The following is a 12,894-nucleotide window of genomic DNA, read 5'->3' on the forward strand; positions in this document are numbered from 1 at the left end:
ACCCCCGAGTGGACACCCATCCGCCTTTCCGCTAGCATGGTTCTCACTGCCCGGGCTTTGCTCCGCATCGGGAGTCAGCTTTTCCAACCGAACCCACTGAGGACACAGGATATGAAGCACAAACATTCGCGCAGGGAATTCATCAAGGTAGCCGGTTCCGGTGTAGCCGCGCTTAGCCTCGCCGCCACCGTCGGGGAGAAGGCGTTTGCCGCGCGTGAGTACAAGATCTCGCTCGCGGGCTGGTCGTTCCATCGCGCTATTCAGAAGGGCGAAATGCCCATGCTGGACATGCCGAAGGTCTCCCGACAGGAGTTCGACATCGAAGGCATCGAGCTGGTAAATCAACTGCTCGAGCCGGTGAAGAAACCCTTCGCCGAAATGAAACCCTATTTGGACACGCTTGCGAAGAACGCCGTCGACAACAACGTGAAGATACTTCTCATCATGGTAGATGGCGAAGGCAATATCGGCGGCCGCGACGAAGACCAGCGGAAAGAGGCCGTTGAGCGCCACAAGAAATGGCTCGACATCTGCGAGTATCTCGGTTGCCATTCGATGCGTATGAACTGGGCCGGCGCGCAGGCGGGCACCGAGAACGACGAGAAGCTGCTGGACGAATTTATCAAACGTTCGACGCCGGGCTTCCATGAACTCTGCGAGTATGGCGACAAGAAAGGTCAGTTCGTGATCATCGAGAATCACGGCGGGCCGTCGTCTTATCCGCATGCCGTCGAGAAGCTCATGGCTGCCGTGAATCATCCCCGCTTCGGGACCCTGCCCGATTTCGGAAACTTCCCGCAGGGCGCCGACATCTATAGCGGCACTGACACGCTGATGAAGTATGCCCACAAGGCCGTGAGCGCCAAGTGCCATGACTTTGACGATACCACCGGCGAAGAAACCAAGATGGACTACGCCAAGCTTATTGAAATTGTGGTCGATAAACATGGCTACAACGGTTTCATCGGAATCGAATACGAAGGAGACCGTTTGAGCGAGTCCGAAGGCGTGAAGCGCTGCAAAGCCCTTCTGGATAAGCTGAAGGCTTAAAGACCTCTTTCGAATATGCTCTGAACGCTTGGCCCCGCACGTGTTCCTCGACGCGTGCGGGGCCATCCTCTATACTAGTCACACTTATCACTGCAACGCATGCGAGGTTACGTCGTGCACGTTCTGCAGCACCTCCTGGATAACAATGCCTCCTGGGCGGCACAAATGCACCAGAGCCGCCCCGATTTCTTTCATGCGCTCGCGCGCCAGCAGTCGCCCAAGTATTTGTGGATTGGCTGCGCCGACAGCCGCGTGCCAGCAAACGAAATCGTCGGACTGCTGCCGGGGGAATTGTTCGTACACCGAAACGTGGCCAACTTGGTCGTCCACTCCGATCTCAACTGCCTCTCTGTCATTCAATACGCCGTGGATGTTCTTCGCGTCGAACACATCATTGTCTGCGGCCACTACGGATGCGGCGGCGTGGCGGCGTCGCTCGAAGACGATTCCCTTGGTTTGATCGATAATTGGCTGCGCCACTTGCGCGACCTTGCCCAGGTCCACTCCAATATCTTGTCGATGATTCCGGACAAACAGGCGCGCATCAATCGCCTCTGCGAGTTGAGCGTGGTGAAGCAGGCGCAGAACGTCGCCGCTACTACGATCGTACAGAAGGCGTGGCGGATTGGACGTCAGCTCACTGTTCATGGGATGATTTACGGCATTGCGGATGGGCGGTTGAAAGATCTTGGGGTGGATCTTTCCGGGCCGGAAGCGCTTCCCGCGCCCCATCGCGTGACCGTATTGCCGTAGTCGTGGTTGGTTTGGCATGTGAATGCCGGACGAGTCGTGGCGAGACGAGCAGGCGGGCTGTACTTTCTGAGCAGTGGGGGTGGTATGCACGAGTACGTGGTCGTTGCCTTCAGGGAGGGCGAGCCTGATCGCTCTTTTCGTTTGTCAAACGGTTGTTGCGTCATCGGACGCGCTGTGGAATCGGATTTAGTACTGCCCGATCCCGCCATCTCGCGCCTCCACGCCATCATGCGCAGCGTCGATAGTTCCGTCACCATCGAAGACAACGATTCCACCAACGGCATCTTTCTCAATGGGCTTCGTGTTGGTAAGACACTTTTGTCCGAAGGAGACTTCGTATCGATAGGCCCGTATACGATTGTTATGCGATCTGCCGGCCGCGACGATCTGGAAGCGGTGCCGCGAGGCAATACGGTTTGCATAACGCATGAGAACGCGCGTAAATCGCACGACAAGCTGCTTGAAGAGCAGAAGACGGATTTCTTCCCCGCGCTTTACCGGGCGACTCTCTTGATCGGCGCGCGCCTGCCGTTCTCCGATCTGCTCAACCAAATCCTTGCGCTCGCGCTGGAGGCGCTGCCCGCTCGCCGCGGCGCCATCGTGATTCAGTTCGACAAGAATCAGGAGCCTACGCTTTGCGCCAGCCTCTCTCTGGATGACGATCTGCACGCGCTTCCCTTGAGCAAGACGCTTACCGACCACGTCATGCGATCGCGGACCGCGTTCTACACGGAGTGCGCCCAGTCCGATCCACGGTTCAGCGGTTCCGACACCCTGCTGCGCCATGCCATTGGCGCGGCCATGTGCGCGCCGTTGTGCGGCAACTCGCGCACGGTCGGCGCCATCTACGTCGACACGTTACCCCAGCAGACCCGCCATCCCGGTAAGGAACTCGAATTCCTGACCGCCATCGCGTACCTCATCGGCCTTGCGGTCGAAGGCAAACAACTCGACGAGCGCATGGTCGCCCAGGCGAGAATGGCCGCGCTCGGACAAGCGATCGCGGGAATCAGTCACGACATGCGCAACGTGCTCACGGGTGTCAAAGGCGGCGTCGAACTCATGGAGTCCGCCGCCGAGGAAGGCGACTCCCCATCTCGGACCTTCCTGACCGCCCGGCGGATTATCCGGCGCTCCCTGGATACGATCGATGCGTACCTCAACGACTTGATCTCGTTTGTGCGCGATACCGAAATCAAGCGAGCCCCAACCTACGTAAACGGGTTGGTGCAGGATGTCCTCGATATCGTGCGGCCGGCGGCAACCGACCAGAAAGTCGAACTCGCATTCCAAGGCGGAGGATTCGAGCCCGCCAACATCGACGGCATCCAGGTTCATCGCGCCCTGCTGAACCTCGTCCGCAATGCGGTCGACGCGTGCAGCGCGCACGAAGGCAAAGTCACGGTCTCTACGGGTTGGAAGGGCGATACTCTCATGCTCCAGGTGGCCGACAACGGAGTCGGCATCTCGGACGAGGATTTGGCCCGAATCTCGCAACCCTTCTACACGACCAAAGGCAGCCGGGGAACCGGCCTTGGCCTTGCGATAAGCTACCGTATCGTCGAAAGCCACGGCGGACGCATCGCTGTCTCCAGCAGATTGGGCAAGGGGTCCTCGTTCACCATTGTAATTCCGCAGTGCGCACTGACGAAGACCGTGCCTCAGGAAGCCCCCGCAACCGAGCCTGGTCTCGAAGGCCTTTACCGGAAGTGTCCCCATTGCGGCACGGTATGGTCCTCGCAGGATGCGCTGTTGTCCGATCCGTCCTTGGTGCTGGCGGGCTATCAAGTCCGGTTTGATGACCTTGGGGCCGGCCTTTTCCTTTTCAACCACTCCTGCGGCACGACCATGGCCATCACCGCGGACGACTTCAGGCATCTCTACAACGGGCCCGTGTATCCCGAACCCCGGACGGGCTCGGATGTCTGCCCGCGCTATTGCCTGAACAAGGAAGAGCTCCGGCCCTGCGGCGCAGACTGCGAATGCGCCTACGTGCGCGAGGTGCTGCAGCTTATTAAGGGATGGAGTAAGAGTTAAGATCTCACCTCGATTTTCGGCGGCGCGTCTTTTGCGACACTTTCTTGGGTCTCGTCAATACCGTGAAAAGGTGGCGCAACATCGCCACTACCTTCGGCCACTTCGTTGGATTGAGCGCCGTGATAACCACAGCGGCAATCAACCATGGCGCAATTCGCACGAAGTACTTCCGCATGAACTTAAAGGCATACCGATCGGCAACGGTTTCTATTTGCCCATTCTCACGGTACTTCGTGAAATGAATATGATGGCCTACTTCATGAAAAAGGACGAAGGCAGTTTTCAGGGAGATCACCACGCGTGCGCCAAAGCTGCTACCTCTTCTCTTGACTATATTGTCGACGAAGAGTTCCACATGAGCATGACTTCCGTTCCGTGGCTGATGATAAAGACCCAGAGCTTCCTTTATCTGAACGTCCTTGCCACGACTTTTCGTCTTACTTCGTCTACGTTCCCGAGACAGACCATCTGCATTGCGCAGGACTATTTGGCCCAGTCCCCCCAAATACCTGCCAGGTACGACACGAAGCGCCTTCTCAACGACGGGCACAATGGGAAATGGTGGTTCATACCCGTTATAGATTTCGACAACTTCGACATGCGGCCTGTTATTCATTGCACATCTCACTCCGACGTACATCGCACTTCATGAACTGTATGAGTCCAGCACACAACAATACTACCAGTTTCTAAGAGACGCCTCGCTTCGGTGGGGCGAGGTCGCATGAAGCTGGCCTGTGCCACGGGTGTGCGTCTGAAAAGCGGGGGCGATGGATTTCCGAGCGATTGTTATCTTGCTACCTCGAAGAGGTTTTGCCTCCTTAGCCCAACGGTTGGCCCGACGGAGCGATAGCGTAGACGTGCCTACCTTGGGTCCAAGTCGCGCCCCAATGGACAAGCCTGTAGGGCTTGCGGCCTTGTATCGCGGGCCTCGAACCGCACAAGGCCGCAACCCGTTCCGGGTAGACGACATGGAGAGTGTTCCCGATCCGTGGGTAGCTCTCCGCCTTCGGCGGATTCGCAACCCACGGCTAACGAGGCTCAACGCCTACGGCGTAAAGAGTGCCCGCAATAAGGGGGGGGTCTCGGGACCATAGTATCCGGGCGCGTGAATGAGCCTGTAAATGCACACGCACAAATACTCGCCCTGATTCCGTCGTGAATCCGCTGTTCCTACTCTTCAGACGCACACCCCTGTGCCACCCTCCGGATGACACCGGTCCCCTGCAACCTGTAAAATGCGCCTTCGGACCCCGCAATTCCCCCGCTGACCGCCGAGCGGTGAGCATAAGCCCGTGGAACGTAGACAAGGAGTATCAGGAGTACCATGCCGGAAGATGCCGCTTTCAAACGCACGTTGGTGACCAGCGCGTTGCCCTACGCGAATGGCCATATCCATTTGGGTCACATCGCCGGGGCCTATCTCCCTGCCGACATCTACGTGCGCTTCAAACGCCTCAAGGGCGATCCGATTCTGTACGTCTGCGGGTCCGACGAATACGGAGTGGCAATCATCCTCACCGCGATGAAAGAAGGCATCACGCCGCAAGACGTGATCGACCGTTATCACACGGCCAACGCGGAGGCCTTCGCTCAACTCGGCATTTCTTTTGACATCTACGGCCGCACCTCGTGGCCGCTGCATATCGACACCACGCAAGCCTTCTTCACCAAGCTGCACGAAGCCGGCAGCATCGACCAACAGTCCATGAAGCTATGGTACTCCGAGCAGTCGCAGAAGTTTCTCCCCGATCGCTACGTGAAGGGCACGTGTCCGAAATGCGGCTACGTCGATGCGTCCGGCGACGAATGCGAGAACTGCGGTGCGCAATATGCCGCGCAAGACCTCATTGAGCCGCGAGTCAACATCCCCGGGGACACCTCGACGCCGATTCTCAAGGATTCCGCCCATTGGTTCCTGAGACTGCAGGATTTCACGGACCGTTTGAAAGCGTGGCTCGACAGCCATCCCGAATGGCGGACCAATGTGAAGGGCATTGCCTACGGTTGGGTAAACGATCTGCGCGCGCGCTGTATCACGCGCGACCTCGATTGGGGCGTGCCGATTCCGCTCGACGATCCCCAGGCGCAGGGCAAGCGCATCTACGTGTGGTTCGACGCGCCCATCGGCTACGTCACCAACACGCGCCAATGGGGCATCGACACAGGCCAAGGCGAGAACGCCTGGGTGCCGTGGTGGAAAGATGCCTCCACGCGCCTTGTGCACTTCATCGGCAAGGACAACGTACCGTTCCACGCCGTCATCTTCCCGGCCATGCTTATGGGGCAGGGCGACTACATCCTGCCGGACAACGTCGTCGGCAACGAATACCTCAACGTCATGAACCGGCAAACCGGCAAGGCCGAAAAGGGATCGAAGTCGAAGGGCAACATGATCAGCGTGCGCTGGTTTGCGTCGAAGTTCTCCCGAGACGCCATCCGCTACTACATCGGCGCGATCATGCCCGAAGCCAAAGACGCCGCCTTCGATTGGGACGAGTTCCAGAACAAGTACAACGGCGAGTTGTGCGACATCGTCGGTAACTTCGTACACCGCTCGCTTACGATGACCGTCAAGAACTTCGATCACAAAGTGCCCGAACCCGGAGCCTTCGATGACGAGGATCGCGCACTGCTCGATTCGCTGCCCGGCCTCATCGACAGCGTTGCCGAAGCCATCGAGAACTTCCGGTTCCGTCAGGCCGTCGAGCGGTTCATCGACATCGGCCGCAGGGCCAATGTCTATTTCGACGCCAAGGCCCCGTGGGTCACGCGCAAGACCGACATGGTTCGCACGGCCACGACGCTGCACGTTTGCTGCCAGGTTGTTCGCGCGCTGTGCACCGTCATGGCCCCCTTCACGCCCGACGGCGCGGCCATACTCGCGGAGACTCTCGGCGTGACATTGCCCGTTAACGGACCCAACGGCGGCGAAGACGCGTGGAACGCTGCCAAGAACGGTATGCCCGCAGGCGCGCCGCTTCAGACGCCGCAGGTCCTCTTCCCAAAACTCGATCCCGACGTTATCGCCGAGCTCGCCGCGCAACACGCCGCGGGACAGGCGGTGTAGCTTAGCGCCATGACACACCGCGAACGATTCATTGCCGCGCTGGAGCGCCGTCCGATTGAGGGGCGCGTGCCGCATTTTGAGCTCGTGTTCTTTCTCACGATGGAGGCCTTCGGAAAGGTTCATCCGAGTCATCGCAACTACGCGCAGTGGGACCAGATGACCGATGCCGAGCGCGCGCTGCACCGCAACGAAATGGCCGACATCTTTGTCGAAACGGCGCGCCGCTACGAGCATAGCGCCATCTTCCTGCACCCGAATCCGTGGAATGAAGACGAAGCGTTGCGCACCATCGATCTCGTGCGCGAGAAATCCGGCGACGAGTATTTTCTCATGCTCCACGGCGACGCCACGTTTCCGATTCCCAACGGCGACGACATGATGGACCAGACGGTTTGGTTCTACGAGCATTTCGACGAGGCCAAGGAGCAAGCGCAGCGGAAGGTGGACAAGCAACTCGCGTGGGCCGAGCGTCTCGCCAAGCACGGCGGCCTTGATGGATTTGCGCTCTGCGACGACTACTGTTTCAACCACGGCCCGTTCTTAAGCCCGGACATGTTCGCGGAACTCATCACGCCGTACCTGAAGCAAGTCATCGCGGGCGAGCGCGAACTCGGCTTCTATACAATCAAGCACACTGACGGCAACATCATGCCGATCGTCGATCAGCTTGTGGATGCGAACCCGCACGCGTTGCATTCGCTCGATCCGCAAGGCGGCGTCGACATCGCGGAAGTGAAGCGCAGCTACGGCGACCGCGTGTGCCTTATCGGCAACGTGAACTGCGGCCTGCTGACGTCCGGCACCGACGAGGAAGTCGTTGAATCCGCCCGCTACTGCATCCACCACGGCATGCCCGGCGGCGGTTACATCTTCTCCACAAGCAACTGCGCCTTCACCGGCCTTCCGCTCAGCCGCTACGAACTCATGTGGCGCGTCTGGCACGACGAAGCCATCTACAAGGAAATCGGGGACTGACCCAAGCGAAGCGAAGACAGGTCGGACCTCCTGAGTGGACACTGTGGACTACGTGGACGAAATGGACGCCGTTTAAGCGGGCGGGATCTGGTATGTCCTACTGCCCATGAAGTCCATATCGTCCACACTGTCCATATCGTCCACAAAAGACCTCTACCCTACCTCGGCAAATCCCTCCACGCTTCTTCAAGTCCCGCGGCCTTCACTACAGACTGCGCCGCGTCCGTGTTCGGGTCCGCATCGAACAAGTTATCGTGCTCGTTGCAGGTGTTGATGCGATCTTGGTTGCGGTTGTTGTAGTTCATCGCCGTCTTCACGCCGTAGACAAGGTTGCCCGTGACTTCGATGAATCCGCTTCCTTCGTCGAGGTAGATGCCTCCCGGATTGTTCGTGCTGTCGTGGATATGGTTGTTGCGAATGATCGTCCCGGGTTGGTTGCCCAGCGTATACACCGCGCCGCCGTCGTCGCGCTTCAGCATCACGTCGTGAATGTGATTAAATTCGATCCGGTTGTCCTTCGCGGGCGTCGGCGCTTCGTACATGAACGGCGCCGGATACGAGCCGCCGCCGCTGTCCTGCTCGCCCCAACCCCAGCCGATCGATATCGCGCTATACGGCAACTCCGCAAACTCGTTGTGCGCGATGACGGTCTCCTGGGTATATCCGCCAAACACGCCCACGCTGTCTTCGTACTCCGCGCCGATGTTTCGGAAGACGCAATTCTCCACGCGATTTCCCTTCACGATACGCCCTGGATCGTCGGGATGGTGGTCCTGTTTCTTCACGTCGCCGATCTGCACGCCGCTGCCCGAGATGTCTTGAAACACGCAACCGATCACGTGGTTCCCTTGCGAACCTTGCTCGATATCGAGTCCCGCGCCGCCCAGCCTCGTGAACGAGCATCGCTCGAAGCGTACGTTTCGCGAGGCAATCAATCGCACGTTCGCCGGGCTTTTCGTGTACTCGTTTTGCAGATTCACGACCCACCCGTCGCGTTCGAATAGCGCTTCCGGCGCAATCGTGCAATTCGCCTGCACGTCCGCGTGACCGATACGGTTCGGCGTCAACCACGTCGCTTCCGCGAACGTGAGTCCTTCAAACCGGATGTTCTCCACGCCCTCAAGCGTCATCAACGTCTCTAGCACCGGCACAACCGCCTCGGTCTTCGTCATGTCTTCGCCGTCGCGCGGAAGGTAATAAAGCGTCTTCGCAGGTTTGTCGAAATACCACTCGCCCGGTTCATCCAGCAATTCGAAGGCGTTCTCGATGTACTCCGGCATCTCCGCCTGACGTCCTTCCTTGCGCGACGCCAGGAAGAACCCCGGCTGCTGCATGGCAATTTTCACGCCGCCCTGTCCGTCCGGCGTGATGCTCTTGACCTTGCAGATCATATGGCTCCACGAACTGGGATACCCAAATTCGATATCGCCCTGGTTCCGCCAAGCTGCCATCGCCTCGCCCGGCGCGGTGTGTCCCGCATCCGCGTCGATGGCCTGCAACTCGCCGTAACGCCCACCGCCCTCGGGAAACGCGCCCCGCGCCCGTTGCGCGCGCGCGCCGTTCACGTAAAGTTGCCGCATATCGGCAACGTCCAGACGCGCCTTCCACCGCCCATCGGCATCCGGTGTCCACCCATCCACGACAATACCGCCGCTGATGACGGGCTTCTCGCCGTCGACGGCCTTCCACACAACCGAATGCCCGTTGCGGCCGGAGTCCTGCTTGGCAAAACGGAGCGGCGTCTTCAATCGGTAGGTCCCGCCGCCTACGTAGACGACGACGTCCTCGTTCATCGAGGCGGCCTTCTCGCGCACAAACGTCAGCGCACGATCCAAGGTCTTGAACGGGGCTTCTTTCGTACCGTTGTTTGCGTTCTCGCCGCCTAGCGACACGTAAAATGCAATTTCCCCGCGCGCGCAAACCGCCGCGACCAGACCGACAACGAACAAGCACATCAGCTTGCCTCGCATGAGCCACCTCCCAAATTTCGCGTCCCAAGAACGTGTGGCAGGCATCTTGCCTGCCTCTTAGCTATCCCAATCGAAGCAAAACGGTCGACGGGTTGGATACCCCGCCTGTCACCCTAATCCATACTCACGCATCTTACGCCACAACGTCGACCGCGAAATCCCCAAGCGCTTGGCCGCTTCCGTCTGATTTCCATTCAACCGTTCCAGCGTCGATCGGATCATCTGCGACTCCATGTCCGTCAATGTCGCTATCTCATCCCGCGCGTAATTCGGCAACGCCAGCCGCGGCCGGCTTCCCCGCACCACGCTGTCCGGCAGATCGCTCGCGCGGATGACCTGTCCATCGCTCATGATGACCGCATGCGCGACAATGCTCTCCAGCTCGCGCACGTTGCCAGGAAAATCGTAGTTGCGTAGCAGTACCTGGGCCTGCTCGTCGAACCCCGTCACACTCCGTCCGTACTGCCGGTTAAACTGCGCGATGAAATGACTGGCCAGTTTTGGGAGCGCGTCCAGCCGATCGCGCAACGGCGGTATCCGGATCTGAATCACGTTTAACCGGAAATACAGGTCCTCGCGAAACTCCTTCGCCGACACCGCCTGCTCCAGGTCGCGGTTCGTGGCGGCAATCACGCGCACGTCCACCCGCATGGATTTCGAACTGCCGACGGGGCGGATTTCGCCGTTTTGCAGCACGCGCAACAGCTTCGCCTGCGTCACCAGGGCCATGTCGCCAATCTCGTCCAGGAAGATGGTCCCGCCGTCGGCCTCCTCGAACAAGCCCCGCTTGTCCGACTCCGCGCCCGTGAACGCCCCCTTCACATGTCCAAACATCTCGCTCTCGAGAAGCTGGTCCGGCAGCGCCGCGCAGTTGATGGCGATGAACGGCATGTCCCGGCGCGGGCTCAGCCGGTGCACCGCGTTCGCCAGGACTTCCTTGCCCGTGCCGCTCTCGCCGAGGAGCAAAACCGTGCTGTCCGTGGGTGCGACCTTCGAGATGACCTCAATCACCCGCTTCATCGCCGCCGACTCGCCAACCATTTCCTCGAACATGTTCTGTTCGAGCCGGTCCGCTGCCGTCTCGTGGGCTAACCCCCGTAGTACCTTGTTTACGACGAGGCCCACGTCCGTCGGGTCGCACGTGTTGGGCAAATAGAAGGCCGCCCCCTTGCGCACCCCGTCCAGCGCCACGTCAATATGGGCGATATCGAATAGCAGAACGATGCGTGTGCGTGGACTTCCCCGGCGGACATACGACACCAAATCGACGCCCGCATCCGCAGAGAGGTCCATATCTAAAACCATTGCTTCGAAGGACTTGCGGCTGGTCAACCGCAGCACCCCCTTCGCATCATGGCACTGCTCTACCGCATACCCTACGCCCTGAAGATACCGGGCAAGGGTTGCCGCCCTCGGCACGTCCGCCATCGCCAGCAACACCGGCGTTCGGGGAGGAGGCTCTATGTTTCCAATCGAAGCGCGCTGTCTTGTGGTCATGTGCTCATTGTATCAAAATGAAGCGAGAGGGGGAAGGGGGCAAGTTCCTCAATCCCAGATGTAGCGCTCGTCGAATTCAATCCTGTGTCTGCGTAGGAGAGCGCGGAATTCCTCCTGAAAATCCATTTTGCGGTGGTGTGCCATTTGGGAATTGATATAGCGCTGGACGGCGGGTCCGTTCGATTCGCTCACGCTGAATGCCCCATAACCGCGTTGCCAAAAGAAATCGCGAAAGCTCTCACCCTGCAACTTCATCCATTTGGAGGACTGTCGTTTAAGTTCTTCTATTAAATCAGCCACGGAAACAGCGCGTCCCAGGACACACAGGGCGTGTACATGATCCAGGGTTCCGCCGATGCGAATCGCATGGCAATTGATCCCCGAGAGGATACCGAACATATAGCCGTACAACTTGGGCTGAACTTCGGGCGTGATGACGGGAAGACGGTTCTTTGTGCTAAACACGACATGGACCATGACGTTAGAAAGGGACTGCGGCATCGGCAAACCCCCGTGTTCCGCCCCTTCAGGGCGGTCTATTCGCGTGATTCGTTACCTAGGGCGTCGTTTGAAGCCGCACGCCTCGCTTCGCGGGCGTACGTCTTCAAACTTTGCCCTAGGCTACTATGTCGGACCCCCTTGGGGTCAAATCCGGGCAACGGTCTTATTCGCGTTGGATTCGACAGATTGAGTATAGCGTTCGCACGCGTAAGAGATTTGCCTAGAGCGCTTTAGCCTTTCATACCTACGACATTCTCGTGAGCGCATTTTCACCAAGCGTTGGAAGGTTTCTGATTCGTAGCTGTAAGAAGTGAAAATGCGGTAGCTGTGCGCCTGCCAGAACATGAACCAACTGTACGGAGATTTTTGATTTAGAGCGCGGCACAGGGGCAGCAATTGGGGCAAGGTCAGATATCCGTTAGAACTTAGAGCAGCGTAGCCGAAACCAAATTGACTCAACCACCGATGAACACCGATAAACGCCGATAAGAGAAAGGATTCAGCCCGAATGACTTCAAACCACGGGGGATTTCGTGAAGCCTACCCAGACTTTTTCGGATAGTAGTACGAAAGGAAGACAGGACTTGTGCTTGCAGAATGCCGCAACGCCGCGCCGGAGGCGCTAGACATGATTCATACCGTGAGGAAGTGGCAATTGCCGAAAAGGATGAGGGGAAACGAGACGTACGCTCTCAAGGTGTGGAATCTTCCACGCTAATGTGCCGCACACGGACGACTAGTCCTTTGGGACCGGAACAGACCGGAAGACGACACACGAAGACGTCACTTGTGCATCACACTCTATAGATTCTGCGCCGGAGGCGCTGGACATAACTCACGATAGCTGTCGAAATTGAGTTTGCGAAAACGGCGTGCAGTAACGAAGTGCATACAAGCTCAGCGTCGCGAATTCCGCGCCGGAGGCGCTGGACATGCTAGCCTAGGGCAGAGTTTGGGATTGTTCGTTGCGGGCGAGCAACGAACAATTTCAAACGCCGCCCTAGGTAACCGTTACCCAGAAAGAGATGCGCCCTGAAGGGG

At 58.7% G+C, this 12,894-nt stretch carries 9 protein-coding genes; 6 read left to right on the forward strand and 3 right to left on the reverse strand.

Annotated features, from left to right (window positions below; translation table 11 throughout):
* Nucleotides 1–111 precede the first annotated feature (111 nt).
* From K1Y02_09495 to K1Y02_09520, 6 genes are all read left to right on the forward strand, one after another.
* The gene (locus tag K1Y02_09495; protein MBX7256582.1) at nucleotides 112–1,050 is read left to right on the forward strand and encodes a TIM barrel protein; all 939 of its coding nucleotides are present in this window, start codon (nucleotides 112–114) and stop codon (nucleotides 1,048–1,050) included.
* A gap of 114 nt (nucleotides 1,051–1,164) precedes the next feature.
* Nucleotides 1,165–1,803 (forward strand): carbonate dehydratase, encoded by a 639-nt coding sequence (gene can, locus K1Y02_09500; protein ID MBX7256583.1) that lies wholly within the window; start codon nucleotides 1,165–1,167, stop codon nucleotides 1,801–1,803.
* 84 nt (nucleotides 1,804–1,887) lie between these two features.
* Entirely contained in the window at nucleotides 1,888–3,840 is a 1,953-nt protein-coding gene (locus tag K1Y02_09505; GenBank protein MBX7256584.1) for an FHA domain-containing protein, read from the forward strand.
* Between the two features lie 31 nt (nucleotides 3,841–3,871).
* A complete protein-coding gene (locus K1Y02_09510; GenBank protein MBX7256585.1) occupies nucleotides 3,872–4,492 on the forward strand; it encodes a hypothetical protein in 621 nt (206 codons plus the stop codon).
* A gap of 675 nt (nucleotides 4,493–5,167) precedes the next feature.
* On the forward strand, nucleotides 5,168–6,910 hold the full coding sequence (metG, locus tag K1Y02_09515; GenBank protein MBX7256586.1) for a methionine--tRNA ligase: 1,743 nt from the start codon (nucleotides 5,168–5,170) through the stop codon (nucleotides 6,908–6,910).
* A 9-nt stretch (nucleotides 6,911–6,919) separates the two neighbouring features.
* Nucleotides 6,920–7,885, forward strand: coding sequence for a uroporphyrinogen decarboxylase family protein (locus K1Y02_09520; GenBank protein ID MBX7256587.1), 966 nt, complete (start codon nucleotides 6,920–6,922; stop codon nucleotides 7,883–7,885).
* 158 nt (nucleotides 7,886–8,043) lie between these two features.
* Here the strand turns inward: K1Y02_09520 and K1Y02_09525 are convergent, their stop codons facing one another.
* From K1Y02_09525 to tnpA, 3 genes are all read right to left on the reverse strand, one after another.
* On the reverse strand, nucleotides 8,044–9,855 hold the full coding sequence (locus K1Y02_09525; protein MBX7256588.1) for a right-handed parallel beta-helix repeat-containing protein: 1,812 nt from the start codon (nucleotides 9,853–9,855) through the stop codon (nucleotides 8,044–8,046).
* Nucleotides 9,856–9,963: 108 nt separating this feature from the next.
* On the reverse strand, nucleotides 9,964–11,352 hold the full coding sequence (locus tag K1Y02_09530; protein MBX7256589.1) for a sigma-54 dependent transcriptional regulator: 1,389 nt from the start codon (nucleotides 11,350–11,352) through the stop codon (nucleotides 9,964–9,966).
* 48 nt (nucleotides 11,353–11,400) lie between these two features.
* Nucleotides 11,401–11,853 carry an IS200/IS605 family transposase gene (gene tnpA / locus K1Y02_09535; protein MBX7256590.1) on the reverse strand — a complete coding sequence of 151 codons (453 nt, stop codon included), beginning with the start codon at nucleotides 11,851–11,853 and terminating at the stop codon, nucleotides 11,401–11,403.
* Between the last annotated feature and the right edge of the window lie 1,041 nt (nucleotides 11,854–12,894).

Source organism: Candidatus Hydrogenedentota bacterium (assembly GCA_019695095.1).
Lineage (GTDB): Bacteria > Hydrogenedentota > Hydrogenedentia > Hydrogenedentales > SLHB01 > JAIBAQ01.